The 15,897-nt window shown below is 36.9% G+C and carries 16 protein-coding genes; 6 read left to right on the forward strand and 10 right to left on the reverse strand.

Going from position 1 to position 15,897, the window contains the following annotated elements:
• Positions 1–4 precede the first annotated feature (4 nt).
• The 6 genes from GM418_RS08555 to GM418_RS08580 form a co-directional block, all read right to left on the reverse strand.
• Complete coding sequence (locus GM418_RS08555; protein WP_158865096.1) at positions 5–874, reverse strand: rhomboid family protein; 870 nt, start codon at positions 872–874, stop codon at positions 5–7.
• A 2-nt stretch (positions 875–876) separates the two neighbouring features.
• Complete coding sequence (locus GM418_RS08560) at positions 877–1,689, reverse strand: rhomboid family intramembrane serine protease (protein WP_158865098.1); 813 nt, start codon at positions 1,687–1,689, stop codon at positions 877–879.
• A gap of 99 nt (positions 1,690–1,788) precedes the next feature.
• Positions 1,789–3,648, reverse strand: a complete 1,860-nt coding sequence (mutL, locus tag GM418_RS08565) for a DNA mismatch repair endonuclease MutL (RefSeq protein WP_158865100.1) — start codon at positions 3,646–3,648, stop codon at positions 1,789–1,791.
• Complete coding sequence (locus GM418_RS08570) at positions 3,648–3,959, reverse strand: hypothetical protein (protein ID WP_158865102.1); 312 nt, start codon at positions 3,957–3,959, stop codon at positions 3,648–3,650. The genes mutL and GM418_RS08570 overlap by 1 nt, the downstream gene beginning before the upstream one ends.
• A 78-nt stretch (positions 3,960–4,037) precedes the next feature.
• Complete coding sequence (locus GM418_RS08575) at positions 4,038–5,195, reverse strand: iron-containing alcohol dehydrogenase (protein WP_158865104.1); 1,158 nt, start codon at positions 5,193–5,195, stop codon at positions 4,038–4,040.
• A 133-nt stretch (positions 5,196–5,328) separates the two neighbouring features.
• On the reverse strand, positions 5,329–5,637 hold the full coding sequence (locus GM418_RS08580) for a putative quinol monooxygenase (protein WP_158865106.1): 309 nt from the start codon (positions 5,635–5,637) through the stop codon (positions 5,329–5,331).
• Between the two features lie 100 nt (positions 5,638–5,737).
• Here GM418_RS08580 and GM418_RS08585 point away from each other — a divergent pair, with 100 nt between their 5' ends.
• The 3 genes from GM418_RS08585 to GM418_RS08595 are packed head-to-tail and all read left to right on the forward strand — an operon-like array spanning position 5,738 to position 8,079.
• Positions 5,738–6,325 (forward strand): RNA polymerase sigma factor, encoded by a 588-nt coding sequence (locus tag GM418_RS08585; protein ID WP_158865108.1) that lies wholly within the window; start codon positions 5,738–5,740, stop codon positions 6,323–6,325.
• Positions 6,282–6,815 carry a hypothetical protein gene (locus GM418_RS08590; RefSeq protein ID WP_158865110.1) on the forward strand — a complete coding sequence of 178 codons (534 nt, stop codon included), beginning with the start codon at positions 6,282–6,284 and terminating at the stop codon, positions 6,813–6,815. The genes GM418_RS08585 and GM418_RS08590 overlap by 44 nt, the downstream gene beginning before the upstream one ends.
• Positions 6,784–8,079, forward strand: coding sequence for a hypothetical protein (locus GM418_RS08595; protein ID WP_158865112.1), 1,296 nt, complete (start codon positions 6,784–6,786; stop codon positions 8,077–8,079). Before GM418_RS08590 ends, GM418_RS08595 begins: the two co-directional genes overlap by 32 nt.
• A gap of 339 nt (positions 8,080–8,418) precedes the next feature.
• On the opposite strand, the gene GM418_RS08600 is transcribed toward GM418_RS08595, so the two are convergent.
• The 3 genes from GM418_RS08600 to GM418_RS08610 all read right to left on the reverse strand — a co-directional run bounded on the left by GM418_RS08600 (position 8,419) and on the right by GM418_RS08610 (position 12,512).
• Positions 8,419–9,021, reverse strand: coding sequence for a TetR/AcrR family transcriptional regulator (locus tag GM418_RS08600; RefSeq protein WP_158865114.1), 603 nt, complete (start codon positions 9,019–9,021; stop codon positions 8,419–8,421).
• Between the two features lie 161 nt (positions 9,022–9,182).
• Positions 9,183–11,345 carry a ribonuclease R gene (rnr, locus tag GM418_RS08605; protein ID WP_158865116.1) on the reverse strand — a complete coding sequence of 721 codons (2,163 nt, stop codon included), beginning with the start codon at positions 11,343–11,345 and terminating at the stop codon, positions 9,183–9,185.
• A 69-nt stretch (positions 11,346–11,414) separates the two neighbouring features.
• The gene (locus GM418_RS08610; protein WP_158865118.1) at positions 11,415–12,512 is read right to left on the reverse strand and encodes a hypothetical protein; all 1,098 of its coding nucleotides are present in this window, start codon (positions 12,510–12,512) and stop codon (positions 11,415–11,417) included.
• A gap of 122 nt (positions 12,513–12,634) precedes the next feature.
• Here GM418_RS08610 and GM418_RS08615 point away from each other — a divergent pair, with 122 nt between their 5' ends.
• Both GM418_RS08615 and GM418_RS08620 read left to right on the forward strand, forming a co-directional pair.
• Positions 12,635–14,578 (forward strand): Ig-like domain-containing protein, encoded by a 1,944-nt coding sequence (locus GM418_RS08615; RefSeq protein WP_158865120.1) that lies wholly within the window; start codon positions 12,635–12,637, stop codon positions 14,576–14,578.
• A gap of 51 nt (positions 14,579–14,629) precedes the next feature.
• Complete coding sequence (locus GM418_RS08620) at positions 14,630–14,923, forward strand: hypothetical protein (RefSeq protein WP_158865122.1); 294 nt, start codon at positions 14,630–14,632, stop codon at positions 14,921–14,923.
• A gap of 27 nt (positions 14,924–14,950) precedes the next feature.
• On the opposite strand, the gene GM418_RS08625 is transcribed toward GM418_RS08620, so the two are convergent.
• Entirely contained in the window at positions 14,951–15,340 is a 390-nt protein-coding gene (locus tag GM418_RS08625; RefSeq protein ID WP_158865124.1) for a DUF3859 domain-containing protein, read from the reverse strand.
• A gap of 80 nt (positions 15,341–15,420) precedes the next feature.
• Between GM418_RS08625 and GM418_RS08630 the strand changes: the two genes are divergently transcribed.
• A complete protein-coding gene (locus GM418_RS08630; protein WP_158865126.1) occupies positions 15,421–15,786 on the forward strand; it encodes a hypothetical protein in 366 nt (121 codons plus the stop codon).
• The last annotated feature ends 111 nt before the right edge of the window (positions 15,787–15,897 follow it).

Consider the following 15,897-nt stretch of genomic DNA (forward strand, 5'->3'; position numbering starts at 1 on the left):
TAAACTATTTTTTCCCTTGTTTAAAAAGTAATTCTTTTTCTTCTTTGTTCAGACTTTCATAACCCGATTTTGCGATTTTATCCAAAATACGGTTTATCTCTTCCTGTTGTACATTTTTCTGACGGTTGTATTCATAATCATCGCGGGGAGGTTGCTTATAGGTAACCTTCATTCTACTTTTCCGTGAGAACATGTCGGGAATTTTATTCAAAAACTTTATCAGTCCTCTTCCAATATCGTTTCCCCTGCGCAATTGATAAATATAAAACCATCCCCAAACAGCTCCTCCGATATGGGCAATGTTTCCTCCCGGATTTGAAGACGAAATGCTCAGTATTGAAAGAAGAACATAAAAACCAGCTACATATTTCAAAGCCACATTGCCAATAAACATTAAACTAATTTCCCGGTTTGGTTCATAAACAGCAACAGCAACAAGAATAGCTATAACCGATGCAGAAGCCCCCAGCAACAAGCCATTTACTGAAGCAAATACAGGAAAAATACTATATGATATCATATACAACACACCACCGGCGATTCCTCCAAACAGATAAACACTTAATAGTTTGTCCCCTTCAAAATAGTATAAAAACAATTTTCCAAACCAATATAAACCTAAAAGATTAAAAAGAATATGGATAAAACCTTCATGCAAGAACATGTAAGTTATCAAAGTATAAGGACGACGGATTAGTTCATCAAGCCCTGAAGGCAAAGACAACCAGTAGGTAAGTGAAAAAGGCTGATTGGCCAGGATAAAAAATACTCCAACCAGTTTAACAAGCAAAAACACACCAAGATTGATGTAAATCAGCCGGGTTAATACCGAACCATCTTTAAAGGTTTGTTTTATGTCGCTTAAAATATCCATGATCAATAGAAGTGTCTCGAATTTTTATTCCAATACTTAATAAGTATAAAACCAAATAACATTCCTCCAAGATGGGCAAAGTGAGCTACATTACTGCCCGGCTGAGCAAGTCCGAGATAAAGTTCGACTAAACCATAACCAATAACAAAATATTTGGCTTTAATCGGAATAGGAGGGAAAAGCAGCATCAACTGAGTATTTGGAAATAACATTCCAAATGCAAGCAAAATCCCAAAAACAGCTCCCGACGCTCCAACAGTCGGGATATCCATTTTCATTTGCAAAATTCTTTGCATCAGGTTCAATCCCTCGCCCGCAAAAGCATTGTTTGTAGGATCGTCATACCAGGAATTTACAAAATCGCGAACCTGAACCGAAGAATTAGGCAGATTTTTTTGAACAAACTGATCCAATATCTCAGGCGATGGAGTATTCTGAAACGCCTGAATTGTATTCTGCATGGCAGAAATTTCAAAATAACTGATTAAAGTATGGAGTGCAATGGCTCCAATGCCGGTTATCATATAATACATTAAAAATCTTTTGGGTCCCCACACACTTTCCAAAACCCGCCCAAACATCCACAGGGCAAACATATTAAAAAGGATATGCGTAAATCCGCCGTGCATAAACATGTAAGTTATAACCTGATGCAGCATAAACTTATCAGAACCCGGGTAATGCATACCAAAAATTTCAACCATATCAATCCCCATATTCTTAAATACCCAGGTAGCCAGCATAAAAAGAACATTGATGATGATGAGATTTTTTACAACCGGTGGGATATTGTTTAAAACAGGCCTGTAATTCATGAGCTATTTTTTTCTGTTTCTATTTTCTATGTTTCAAAGTTAATGCAGTCTTGCAATTGCCAGACCATTTTTTAATTCTATTAAAATAACGACATATTGTCACTTTGAAAAACTTTTTTCGATATCTTCTGTCTGAATTATCGTTAAAACTTTTTTCCCATCGGGTGAAAAGTTTGGTGTTGCACATGCAAAAAGATTGTCAATCAAGCGATCAACCTCTTCCGGTTTTAGTTCGGTGCCGTACTCAAGTGCCGAGGCTTTGGCCAGCGAAATTGCAATTTGTTCCTTTGCTTTTTTCTTTGCTTCAAGTGGAGAATTTTTATATTCCTCCAGCAATTTTTCTATTATTAATTCTGGTGAAGAAACATCTAAAACACCTGGAGTTCCGTTAATAACAAAAGTATTCTTCCCAAATTCACGAACATCAAATCCTAGGGCAAGCAAATCAGAAAGAATACTTTTTAGCAATTCTGCATCCGCCGGATTTAATTCCACAGTTTGCGGAAAAAGCTGTTGCTGACTCGCCACAGAATCAGATTTTAGTACGTCCATAAATTTCTCAAACAAAATGCGTTCGTGTGCCCTCTTTTGGTCAATAACCATCAAACCCGACTTCACAGGAGTAAGAATATACTTTTGTTTCAATTGTAATACCCTTTTCCCGGTGAACTGTTCCTTCGATTTTCCATATAACTCATCCGAACCATCAGCATCAAAATGACTCTGTTCTGTCTGGTGCAAAGGAGATGTTTTATTCTCAGCCCCCTCATATAAATCTTCCCAGTGACCAAGGTTTGTTCTATCTGACTTAAATTCCCGGTTGCCAAAAGAAACACCCGATTTTTCGGTGTTAAACGGATTATAATCGGGATTTACCTTGATGTCGGGAAAAGAGATACCCGAAGCATCTCTTTTGGGTACCGGGATATCAATATTTCCGCTTTGATCAAAATCGATGGACGGAACAACATTGTGTTTCCCAAGTGATTCGCGCACGGCGGCGTGTATGATCTGCCAGATAGCGCGATCATTTTCAAATTTTATTTCGGTTTTTGTTGGATGAACGTTGATATCAATATTGCCCGGATCCAATTCAAAAAATAAAAAGTAGGAAGGAAAAGTATCAGGTGGCAATAATTTTTCGTATGCCTGCATAACTGCTTTATGAAAATAGGGATGACGCATAAAACGTCCGTTTGCAAAGAAAAACTGTTCCCCCACAGTTTTCCTGGCAAATTTCGGCTGCCCTACAAAGCCATGAATCTTTATCAGGCTGGTATCTTCCTTTACCGGAACCAGGCTCTGATTGATACTCTTCCCAAAAACATCAACGATACGCTTTCTGTAATTGGTTTGAGGCAATTCATAAAGCGGTGAATTATTATGATAGAATGAGATTTTTATTTCCGGATTGGGAATAGCAATTCGCTGAATTTCGTAAATAATATGTTTTAACTCAGTGGTATTGGCTTTTAAAAATTTACGCCGTGCAGGAACGTTAAAAAATAAATTTTTTATACTAAAACCGGTTCCGTTTGTACATGCCACCGGTTCTTGTTTTTTCACCTCTGAACCAATAATATGAATAAAAGTACCTACTTCGTCTTCTACTCTTTTGGTTTTTAGCTCCACATCGGCTATAGCAGCTATTGAAGCAAGCGCTTCTCCTCTAAACCCCATGGTGCGGATAGAGAACAGGTCGTTTGCTGAATTAATTTTCGACGTTGCATGACGCTCAAAAGCCATCCTTGCATCGGTTGGAGACATTCCACAGCCGTTATCGCTTATCTGGATAAGGGTTTTGCCGGCATCTTTTGCATGGATAATAATTTCAGTGGCTCCTGCATCAAGTGCATTTTCAACCAGTTCTTTTACTACTGATGCAGGTCGTTGAATCACTTCACCAGCTGCAATCTGGTTGGCTACCGAATCGGGTAATAACTGTATTATATCGTTCACTAAAACGTAAAATCAGAATAAAAAAACAAATAAAAAACTAAGGTCAGAATCAGGATCAAAACAATCAAGCGCGTGTTTGATGTTCGTCTTGCTTTTTCTGATGATTTTGCCTGCCACCCCTCTGATCGTCTAAACTGTCCCCTAACATTTGGACGGAATGGTTTTCCATCATCAACTTTTTCATCCACAATTCCCAATTCATCCTTTATCCTTTGCTCCCGTGCATCTCTTTCTTCCTTATCCGGATCATGAAACCTTGGGGTTATGTTAAACTTTTTGGATCCGGGTGTATAAAAAAATTTCCCTATCATAACTTTTAATTCTGTTGTACAAAGATACTGTTTATTCAACAAATATTATTCCACCTGAAACACCGGATGTTATCAAGGTTACAGTGATTTTTCCAGAATCGTCATTAATTTTCCGTCATCCAGCAATACGGGATTTCCTTTCATACTGCTTGATACTTTTGCCTTTTTTATCAATTCCGGAAAATCAGCGGTCGTTAATCCAAACTTCGAAAGCGATGGAATGTTTAAGTCTTTAATCAATGCATTTACCCATCCAATAGCATCTTCTGCATGGGCAATTCTGTCGCCTGTTAAAATTTTAGCAAGCACATCATATTTTTTTAAACGCTCCACTTCGTTTTGCTCTTTTATTGCTTTAATATTTACTTCCATAACGGGAGGTAACAAACAGGCACAAACGGCTCCATGTGCTACAGAGAACATTCCTCCCATTGGACCGGCAAAACCATGCACAGCACCCAGCTTCACATTTGCCAAAGCCATTCCGCCTAACATACTTGCCATCGACATATTTTCTCGTGCTTTTGCATCTTCTCCGTTTTTATAAGCCCGTTCCAGCGAAGTGGAAATCCGTTCCATCCCTTCCCTGCACAACAAATCGACAAACGGATTCGCCTGGTTTGATACAAAAGTTTCGAGCAAATGAGTTAACGCATCAACTCCGGTGCTGGCAGTAAGTTCAGGCGACATTGAATGTGTTAAAACAGGATCAACCAACGCTACATCGGGGTACATCTTACTGCTCCGCAAACTAACTTTTACATTGTGCTCCACTGATTTTATAACCGAATTTTTGGTAACCTCGGCTCCTGTTCCCGATGTTGTTGGCACTGCAATACACGGAAGCGGGTCGTCAACCAACGCTTTCCCCTGTCCTATTACTTCCAGATAATCCAAAAGTTCTCCCTTATTTGGAACCATTGCAGCAATAGCTTTTGCACTGTCAATCACACTTCCCCCACCCAATCCTACAACCAGATTACAGCCTTCTACCCTCGCTAAATTTATCCCTTCATCTATAATCGTTGTTGTTGGCTCCGACTCGACAGAAAAAATTGCTATTCTGCAATCTCTCTTTTGAATTTTTGATAAAACTTCTTCTGCCCGATCGGTATTTTTGCCGGTAACCAGCAAGATATTATTTCCCATCGAAGCAATTAAATCGGGTAATTTTTCCACCGAAAGATTACCAAATATAATTCTTGTTGCCGTGGCAAATTCAAAACTTAAACTCATAATATATCAATTGCCAAACTCAAAAATTCAAACAACAAATTAATCTCAATATTAAAAAGTTATAGACAAAACCTCAAAAAATATTGAACAATTGTTGTTTGATATTTTGAGCCTATATTTTCAAATCAACGTCTCAATCCCATCCTTTTTCATCGGGATGAACATTAAAAAATTTCAGAGCCGACCGCGGTTCAGCCATCATATCAGCTACAGTGTCGCGCCATTTTTTATAATGGATGGTTTCTTTGTGTTTCGCCGGATCTTCTGCGGTGCGGTAAACTTCAACCAAAACAAAGCGGGTTGGATCATCTTGTTGCTGCACAACATCGAAACGCGCAATTCCGGGTTCATTGATACTATTTTTTGCATTTTCAACACTTGCTGTTTTAAAATCTTCTATCCTGTCCTCTTTTACATGAACAAATACGTGAACAATAAACATAACGCTGTATTTTTAAAAAAAATCTATATACAAATTTAAAAAAGTGAAACGGTTTCCAACTTTTTTGAAATGATTTCGTCTTACAAGTAAAATTACAATTTTGAAAATAGCGGGCAACGGAAACGAAATTCAGCTGGTGAGGCTTTGTAAACGAGGCAGTACAAAAGCGCAGTTTAAACTGTACAAATTGTATTCAAAAGCCATGTTTAATATCGCTGTTCGGATGACAAATAATTCGGAACTGGCTGAAGATATTTTGCAGGATGCGTTTATTAAAGCGTTCTCCGACATAGCCCGGTTAAAAGACGAACGGGCGTTTGGGGGTTGGCTAAAAAGAATTGTAATAAACCGTTGTATTGATGTAATGAGGAAGGAACGTTTTTTTATAAAAAATCTGGAAATTGTTTCCGACCGGCATTTTGAAATTACAGATGAGGTAAATGAAGAATTTGATCCGGAAATCGTTCATCATTTTATAAAAAAATTACCCGAAGGTGCCCGGCAGATTTTGGTCATGCGAGCGCTGGAAGGATACAAACATGCTGAGATAGGTGAACAATTAGGAGTTTCAGAGTCGACGGTAAAAACCCAGTTTTTCAGGGCAAAACAACTTTTGGGGAAAATGATTAGTGAAGCAAATGAAAATGAAAATCGAAAAATATTTAGAACAGAACAGATTAAAGCTTGATGCAGAGACGCCGAATGATGATTTTATCTGGAAAGGAATAAAAAAAGAAATCAGGCCACAAAGAACCATTCTTCCTGACCGGATGTGGAAAGCTACGGCCATTTTTCTTCTTGGAGTTCTCCTGACTTATGTTGTGGTTAAAGAAAATCAGGAAGACAGCGTTGTGATTGTTACACTTGCTGATATTTCGCAGGATTTGGGTCAACAGGAAGCAGACTTAAAACGCGTTGTTAATAAAAAATGGGAGGAAATTCAGCCACTTACGATGGAAGAAAAATCGGAGTTCGGTTTTTTGCTGGACGAATTAAGTGAATTGGATAGAGTATACAAAACCTACGAACAAGACCTCAACAAGACAGGTGGAAATGAACAAATTATAAATGCATTATTGGATTATTATGAAAAAAAGATTCGGTTGCTCAACCGTCTTTCAATGGAAATAGATAAACAAAAAAATTATGAAACCACAATTGAATTTAAAGATTTATAGCCTACTAGCCATATTTTGGTTTATTAGTGCTTTTGCTTCGGCTCAAAATTACGATGCCTCTAAATCGCTGAGCAAGAATGCAACGGTTCCGGGGAATGTGACCATAGAAATATCAAACCAGTCGGGAGATATAAAAATAAACACCGCGAGCGACAAAAATGTCAGCATGACAACCTCGGTTGAAATCCGGGGAAACTCAAAAGAAGATGTTGACAAAGTGATCAAAGCCATTGAAGATTTCACATTCGAGCTTCGTGGAAATGAATTGGAAATTGATACGCGTTTTTATAAAAATATGAATTCGGTAAACAACCGCAGGACAATTACATTGCTGAATGGTGATAAGGTAAGAATAGGGGAGTTTAAAATCAGGCATCAGCTAAATATCCCCAGAAACGCAAGTTTAAAACTGAATAATAAATATAGCGACATTGAACTTCAGGAACTGGATGGCGACGCTGATTTCACCCTGTACAGCAGCAACTTGCATGCTGACGATTTTGCAGGTGATTTTACAATTGAAGCCAAATATTCCAAAATTTATGTTGGTGAAATACAAAAAGATGCCGACATTGATTTTTATGACAGCGATATTGAATTTACTTCCTGCGGCGACGTTGAAATTACCAGCAAATATTCAAAATTCGAAGGCAAAAAAACCGGGAAGCTGGTAATCGATTCCTATGATGATAAATTTAACATTGGTCAAGCAAGCAACCTGAATTTAAATGCAAAATATTCAGATTTTGTTTCTCAGGCTGATGTTAATGAAATCCGCCTCGATATATATGATTGTAATATTCGCATCAATTCTGCAAAATCAGGAACTTACAAAGGAAAATATTCTGAACTAAAACTGGGTAATGTTAAAGTATTTAATGTAACAGAATGTTACGACGATGACTTTTATCTTGGAAAAACAGAAGATGTGCAAATCGACGAAAGCAAATATTGCAAATTTGAAATCGATGAAGTCTCCAAATTTTATCTCTCTGGCTATGATGATATAGTAAATATAAGCAGGTTGAAAAATGACTTTTCAGGGATCGATATAACCGGGAAATATGGAAAAGTGAATGTAAACGCAGGAAGTGAACCTTTCCAGGTGGCCTGTAAAATAAAGTATGGAAAGGTGGATATTCCTGAGTCGGTAAGAATTACAAAACAAATTAAAGAAAATAGTGATTTGGAATTGGTAGCCGGCAATAGCGGAGGTAAGATTTCGGTAGAAGGCTATGACATAAAAGTTGTAATAAACGATTAAACACAAAAGATATATTTTCCGGAGTGCCTCGAAACGTTTCGGGGCACTTTTTTGTACTACGTTTTTGTAATCTTTTCCAAAAATATGGCGATGCAAGTATTTTTAACCGGATTCTGCGGTTTCTAATTTTGGGCAGTCCTGCCGTTATCGTTGTAAATAATCTACTGGCTATTTTACACGTTTATTACAACCGTCTTCAAAAGGAAATTATTTTTACCATCAAATTGAAATGGATGAGTATAACAATTGTACTTTGAGGGCTGGCATTTTTTCTCTGTTTTTTGGTTATCTTGTTGCAGAAAAGCTATAACGAACAAAAAGCAAGAAGCCGCTACTTAGCTAACGTTTCATTATACCGTAGCAGACAATTTTAAGAATGGTATCGACACTTCTTTCCAGATTTACACCACCGTAATTACCTGCTGAGAGTGGCATTTCCAATCCTTTTATCGCTGTGGTGATTCCGATTGCAGCCAAATTAAAATCATAAATCTCAAACTCATTTTTACGAACACCTTCAATAAGAATTCGTTTGATCATACGGATTTCATCTTGTTCATATTTATGTTTTATATCCTCAATAAAATCTACTGCCGTAACATCACCTTCTATGGCATGATAAAAATTGGCAAGACTCCGGAATGTGGAAAGTTTGGTTAAAATATAATCCCGCAGTTTATCAACCGGGTCGGTATTTCTGTTTATTACAATTTCCAGCTCATGAGCCAAAATATCAACCTCTTTCATAATTACCGCCTGAAAAAGATCCTCTTTACTCTTAAAATAATAGTAAAGCGAACTTTTACCTTTTCTGACAGCATTTGCAATATCGTCGAGTGTGGTTTTTTTGTAGCCGTATTTGCTAAAAATTTCACGGGCAATTTTTAAAATGGTTTCCCTGTTTTGGTCTTTTTTATTGCCGTTTTCCTGGTTGATCTGCATTTTTAAGTCTGTTTATTGACATTTGAAGTAAGCAAATATAGCGATTTATTTTTCCCGTTAAAACGTTTTAGAATTTTTAACTTTCAAAGACGATATCTCTTTTCTCATTCCAAAACTCGCTTAAACAGGTGATATTTGTATTCTTAATATTCGAAGATAGGCTAGCGTTCGTTTTCAACCAATAAAAAGTCCAACTGCTTTCTTTCCAGATTTGTACGCCATATTTTTACAGTAACCTCATCACCGAGTTGATATTTCTTATGTTTATGCCGGCCAACCAGTGCATAGTTTCGTTCGTCAAAAATATAAAAATCATCATCCAGCTCACGGATTGGAACCATACCTTCAATTTTGGTCTCCAGTTCAACATAAATCCCCCAATCGGTAATTCCGGAAATAACACCCGGATAGATTTTTCCAACATGGTCCTGCATAAATTCAACCTGCTTATATTTTATTGAAGCTCTTTCTGCATTCGCTGCCTTGGTTTCCATATCGGACGAATGCCGGCACAAATCTTCAAATTTCTGTTCATTTACTGAACGGCCACCGGCAAGATATCTTTCCAACAGCCGGTGAACCATCATATCGGGGTAACGACGTATCGGAGATGTAAAATGCGTATAGTACTCAAAAGCCAAACCATAATGGCCAATGTTCCGGGTTGAATACTCGGCTTTTGCCATTGCCCTGATAGCTAATGTTTCAACTACATTCTGTTCTTTTTTGCCTTTTACATTGTTTAGCAAACTATTTAGTGAACTGGATACAGCATTGGGGGTTGAAAGCTGAATACCGTACCCAAACCGGTGGATAAATGTATTAAACGAAACCAGTTTGTCGGGATCAGGTTTGTCGTGAATACGGTAAACAAAAGTCTTCGGCGATTTCTTTTGTTTTACTTTTCCAATTTTCTCGGCAACCTGTTTGTTTGCCAGTAACATAAATTCTTCAATCAGTTTATTGGAGTCTTTTGCTTCTTTAAAATAAACCGAAAGTGGCTTTCCTTTTTCGTCGATATTAAATTTAATTTCAATCCGGTCAAAAGCAATCGAACCTTTTTTAAACCTTTTGTCTCTGAGTTTTTTTGCCAGTTCATCCAATTTCAAAACCTCGTTTTTTAAATCTCCTTCTCCGGTTTCTATAATTTCCTGTGCCTCTTCATAGGTAAACCGACGGTTGGAATGAATTGCTGTCTTTCCAAACCATTCATTTAAAACCTCAGCCTTTTCATTCATCTCAAAAATAGCTGAGAAACAGAGCTTATCTTCATTTGGACGAAGCGAACAAACTCCGTTTGACAAACGTTCGGGCAACATCGGCACCACCCGATCGACAAGATAAACAGAAGTAGCCCGGTTTTTTGCTTCTTCTTCAATAATTGAATTTGGAGTAACATAATGTGTTACGTCGGCAATATGAATACCAACTTCCCAATTCCCGTTTTTAAGTTGCTGAACAGAAAGCGCATCGTCAAAATCTTTTGCATCAGCGGGGTCTATTGTAAAAGTTGTAACATCGCGCATATCCCGGCGATTTTGGATCTCCTCTTCCGGTATTGCCAGCGTAATTTTTTCCGCCGCTTTATCCACATTTTGAGGGAAATGATGTGGCAATTCAAATTCAGCTAAAATTGCATGCATCTCAGCGTCGTTGTCGCCCGTATCGCCCAAAACTTCTTTTATTTGGCCAAACGGACTTCGTGCATGTGTCGGCCATTCTAATATTTCGGCAATGGCTTTTTGCCCGTTTTTAGCCCCCTGTAATTTTTCCTTTGGAATAAAAATATCAAAACCCACTTTCCCGGTTGGAACCAAGAAAGCAAAGTTTTTTGATGTTTGAACTGTACCGACAAATACCGTTTTTTTCCGTTCAATAATCTCAGTAACTTCACCTTCCAGATCATGCTTTTTTCTCCGCGCATACAAATGAACCCTCACTTTATCGCCCTCCATTGCGTGTTTCAGGTTTCGCTGCGAAATTAAAATCGGACGATCAACTTCATCGCTGTTTACATAAGCAAATCCCTGCGGCTGGAGTTCAACAATACCAGAAACGGATCCGGTTTTGGCTTTTAGTTTAAACTTTCCGCGCGAAACCTGATCAAGATATTCATCCTCCTTTAATTCCTGGAGAACTACATGTACCAGTTTTCGTGTTTCAGAATCTTTAATTCCAATCCATGTAGAAATTTGTTTATAATTTACAGTCTTGGCTGGTTCTTCATACAAAATGGAAAGAATGGCGTTTTTGAGTTTTTTCTTGTTAAAAGTTCCGGTTTTTTTATTTTTAAAATATCGTTTTTTCTTCTTCTTTTTAGCCATGTAGTATTCCTGAATTAATAATTGAACAAGTTAGTTTTTTTTATTTGAACAATAGGGACAGTGACTGATTTATATTTTCCACTCATATTTTTTCTGAAACTCACTTTCCACATCTGCCCAAATGGATTGAGAATCCCGTCGCTCGTTTATTTTTTCATAAGCCATTTCTATCATTTCATCAATCCCTTCACCGTAACGATGAAACAAAACCTGAAATTCCGGGAAATTAATTCCGCATTGTTTTGCCAAATCAAACTTTTCGCGGCAAAGCTCAAACATATCTCCAAAGTCTGCATTATCAAAAGCACAGGGCAACCCCTTATTGATGGAAGTAAACAAAGATGACAAAGCATCAAGTGAGAATTGAAAAATATTCTTCTTTTTCGCTTTTACCTCCTCAAAATTTAACTGAAAGTAACTTTCTACCAGAGCAATTAGTTCGCCTTTTGAATAAGATACCGAATCACTCTCCGGCTCAACCTGGAGATATCCGTTTTCTTCTTTAAATCTGAAGTTCCCGATAGGGTTGTTTACAAACATAGAGAATTTGCGGGGCGCTCCCGTTGAAAATTCGTAAATATTCTTCTGCAAATTATTCCCCAAAACGATCTGGCTTACCTGTATTTCTTTTTCCGCGTCTGCAAGTATCAACTTCTCATCATCTATTTTAAACGAATGATTCACTAGAATTTCTACTCCTATCTCCCGGAAATATTTTAGCATTTCGATATAAAACCGCGATATATTAATAGTATACTCCTGAAAATAAATCCCTCTGCTTGCTGTCATTCTCAAATTGGAAAAAATACTCCGGGTTCCTTTTGAAATTGTCTGCGATTTAAACTGATAGGTATTCTCAAAAAAGTAATCGGCAATTATTGCATAATATTTACCAAGTGACGAGTAATCAGGATAAAAAACCTTTTGTGAACGAACAAGATGTGGAGCCAACTTAACCAAATTTTTCATCTTGTTGTATTGTTTTATCCGTCTTTTAAAAATAAAAACGGAAAAAGGATAAAACTGTGTTGTATAAAAATTATCTTCCCGCTGCAAGCCATTCTCAATAACAATTACAACTTTAAATCCTTCTTTTATTTTCTGTTCAACAGAAACAAAATTGTCAAACCCCGGATTAATATATGCAAAATCAAATCTAGCTGTCAAGTGGTTCATTTTTATTCATTCTTGCGAATTAAGGAAAATTTCGGGTATTCTAAGTTAATTTAACAACACATAACATTCTTTGTTTGCAGGAATTTGTATGTTTGTAATCCATTTTTAGGCAGATGAAATTTTTGGGGAAAATACCGCTTTTTTTTGTGGTCACATTGGCGTGGATTGTAATTATTTCGTCGTGTGCCAACCAGGGAATGCCAACCGGCGGCCCCAAAGATACAGTGCCTCCTGTTTTGTTAAGTACGCAACCAAAATACAAGGCACTAAATTTCGACGACGATGAAATTCGTTTTACTTTCAATGAATATGTGATAACCGATCAGATTTCAGAAATATTGGTCGTCTCGCCGCCGCTAAAAAAAAGACCTTCAATCAGAACAAAATCAAAAACGGTAATTATTAAATTTAACGAAGACCTAAAAGACAGCACTACCTATTCGCTCGATTTTAAGAATTCGATTGTTGATAATAATGAACGAAACCCTTTAAATAATATGAGGTTTTCGTACAGCACCGGCGACGTTTACGACTCGCTTCGTGTAGCCGGTAGTGTAGTTAACAGTTTTAACATGGAACCTGTTGAAAATGCTTTGGTTCTGCTTCACAACAATCTTCACGACTCGGCAATATATACAGAGTTACCCGATTTTATTGCCAAAACTGATGAACGTGGCTTTTTTATGATTGATAATATTCCTCCGGGAAGCTATCATTTGTTTTCGGTAAATGATGCCAACTCCGATTTAAAATACAATGAAGGTGCAGAAGAAATTGCATTTTTCGATTCAATTGTTGTGCCATCAGCTACATTTGAAGAAGAAATGGACACACTGGTCCGCGGTGTAGATTCACTGTTGATTACCGGCCATACTCATTTTTTACCGGAGCCGATATATTTGAGACAATTTACCGAAGATTTGTTTGAACAGTATATTGATTCCTATACGCGGTCAACCCGTTACAAATGCAATTTCGTGTTCAACGAATCAGTTGACGACACATTTAACATTCAGTTGGTAAATTCCAATGTTGAAGAATGGTATATATTGGAACCAAATCCAGAAATGGACTCGATTACTTTTTGGATTACAGATACTTTAGTTGCAAAAATGGATACTCTTTTGATGGACGTTTCCTATTTTCAGCTTGATTCAACTCAACAGTTATATCTCCACCACGACACACTACAAATGAATTTCACCGAGCCGGAGAAAAAAGAGCCCCCCAGGGGAAGAAGAAGAGACAGGTCTGAGGAAGATGAGCAGGAAAAAGCTCAGGCTGAGATCCCGCAATTTGTATGGGAAACATCGTTTGGTTCTACAGTTGAACTAAACGAAGAATTAAAATTCACCGCTCCTGAACCGTTAAAAATTCTAGATAAAAACGGGTTTACACTATATTTAGCTGACGATACGCTAAAAACTCCTCTTGAATATAAATTTTCAAAAGACAGCGTAGCTTATCGTACATACAACATTTCATATAACTGGGAACCCGAAACCGATTATACAATTGAAGTTGACTCTGCTACAGCGGAGAATATTTACGGAATTACCAGCAAGGAAATTTCAAAAAAATTCAAAACCCGTGAAGATGATTACTACGGACAGATTTTGGCCAATTGTACAAACGTAGGCACACCAACCATTATTCAACTTTTAAATAATAATGAAGAGCTCCTTTCCCAAAAAAAAATAGACAAAGACCAAACAGTTACTTTTGAATACCTGGAGCCAGCTAAATATATCATAAAAGTTATTTTCGATAGAAACAATAACGGCAAATGGGATACCGGGAGTTACCAGGATAAATACCAGGCAGAAAGAGTATTTTACCTGAATAGCATTATTAAAGTTCGCTCTAACTGGGACAGTTCAATAGCTCTGGATTTAACAGCAAATGAAAGTTTTGTAAAGAAAATTATAGACCACGAACTTGAAGAACAAAAAAGAAAAGAAGCAGAAGAAAAAGCAAAAAAAGAGGCAGAAAACGAACGCAAGCAGCAAAATAATCTTCTTAATCAAGGCTCAGGAAGCGGACTTTTGCGCAGATAATTAGTTTCCTCGTCATTTTTTTATACTTTTAAATTAAAATCACAGGTACAAATGGCAAGCGTAAAAAATCTGAAAAAAGACATCGATTTAATTATGTCTTTGGTAATAAGCGACTGTTTTCTGGTTCTTGAAGAAAATTCAAAAGTAGATAATGAAAAAATTCTTGATATTGTTCGTGATGTAATTATCAAACACCGCGAATTTAAAATCAGGGTAAATCATCCGGATGGAAAAGACAATCCGAAGATGGTAAAACAGTATTACAAAAAAATTGTTGAAGATCTGTTAAGTGAAGCCGACAAAGCTCTGGAAAAACTTTCCGCAGAGGTAAAAAAAGTAGCCTGAAAATTAGATTTATGGCGATAAACTTTTTTACTTTCTCACCAGATGAAATGTTTTTTGGGCTACGATTTTTGTTTCCAGGTAAGTGATAATCTCCCATTTCCCAAGTTTATCTTCCAAAGGTGCCCAAACACAATCGCCTAAATAAAACTCAAAGTCATTGGTTCTGATATATTGTTCACCAGCAAAAGGTGGTCTTACATTACCTTCATCATCGGTAAAAGGTGGATGGTCAATTTTAAAAGACAACAGTTTACCCTTCCCGTTTTTAATACGCAGAACATAGCCAAACTCGGTTCCGATTTCAGCCTCTATTTCGGTGGTAAATTTTAAAATTTTGGGGATTGATTTGCTTTCTCTGTCCCATTTTGAATATTCACCGTAACTAAAAATCTCAACCACTGCTTTACGTTTAGCCATTGTTAAAAATAGATTAATTGTAATATCTTTACCATTTTAATTTAGAAACATTCTTAATTTTGCTTTCCTAAGATCTTTAAGTGGAGTATATCCGAAAAAATATCAAATTTATTTTTCTACTGGTTATTCCGGTATATCTTTTTATTATCCAGAATTCCATTCTGAATAAACATACTCACTTTTATTCCAATGGAATTGTAGTTACCCACTCTCATCCGATTAATAAGGAAGATAGTAAGCCTATTAACGACCACAAACATACAAAAACTGAAATTTGTTTCTTCCACTGTTTTCATTTTGATTCGTTTACTATTCCGGAAGAAGTTAGTTTTCAGAATAATGACTGTTTTAAACCTTACCAATATTTTATTTCCAACGATAAGGTAGAAAACTTCATAATCTACCTGGACTCATCGCCACGCGCACCTCCTTATCTGATTGTATAAAAATCCTCAAACAAAAATTTTAGAAATCGGAGAAACATAATCCACATAGAAACACAAGTTAGTTCTCCTTTTAATAAAGGATTCTGTTTATGTGTTAGTATGTGACCAAAA

The sequence above is a fragment of the Maribellus comscasis genome (assembly GCF_009762775.1).
Classification (GTDB): domain Bacteria; phylum Bacteroidota; class Bacteroidia; order Bacteroidales; family Prolixibacteraceae; genus Draconibacterium; species Draconibacterium comscasis.

Coding starts and splice junctions, on each gene's coding strand:
- GM418_RS08595 (WP_158865112.1), top strand. CDS start 6,784: ATGAAACCACAATTGAATTTAAAGATTTATAGCCTACTAGCCATATTT.
- GM418_RS08570 (WP_158865102.1), bottom strand. CDS start 3,959: ATGATAGGGAAATTTTTTTATACACCCGGATCCAAAAAGTTTAACATA.
- GM418_RS08580 (WP_158865106.1), bottom strand. CDS start 5,637: ATGTTTATTGTTCACGTATTTGTTCATGTAAAAGAGGACAGGATAGAA.
- GM418_RS08555 (WP_158865096.1), bottom strand. CDS start 874: ATGGATATTTTAAGCGACATAAAACAAACCTTTAAAGATGGTTCGGTA.
- GM418_RS08625 (WP_158865124.1), bottom strand. CDS start 15,340: ATGGCTAAACGTAAAGCAGTGGTTGAGATTTTTAGTTACGGTGAATAT.
- GM418_RS08590 (WP_158865110.1), top strand. CDS start 6,282: ATGAAAATCGAAAAATATTTAGAACAGAACAGATTAAAGCTTGATGCA.
- rnr (WP_158865116.1), bottom strand. CDS start 11,345: ATGGCTAAAAAGAAGAAGAAAAAACGATATTTTAAAAATAAAAAAACC.
- GM418_RS08560 (WP_158865098.1), bottom strand. CDS start 1,689: ATGAATTACAGGCCTGTTTTAAACAATATCCCACCGGTTGTAAAAAAT.
- GM418_RS08620 (WP_158865122.1), top strand. CDS start 14,630: ATGGCAAGCGTAAAAAATCTGAAAAAAGACATCGATTTAATTATGTCT.
- GM418_RS08615 (WP_158865120.1), top strand. CDS start 12,635: ATGAAATTTTTGGGGAAAATACCGCTTTTTTTTGTGGTCACATTGGCG.
- GM418_RS08600 (WP_158865114.1), bottom strand. CDS start 9,021: ATGCAGATCAACCAGGAAAACGGCAATAAAAAAGACCAAAACAGGGAA.
- GM418_RS08575 (WP_158865104.1), bottom strand. CDS start 5,195: ATGAGTTTAAGTTTTGAATTTGCCACGGCAACAAGAATTATATTTGGT.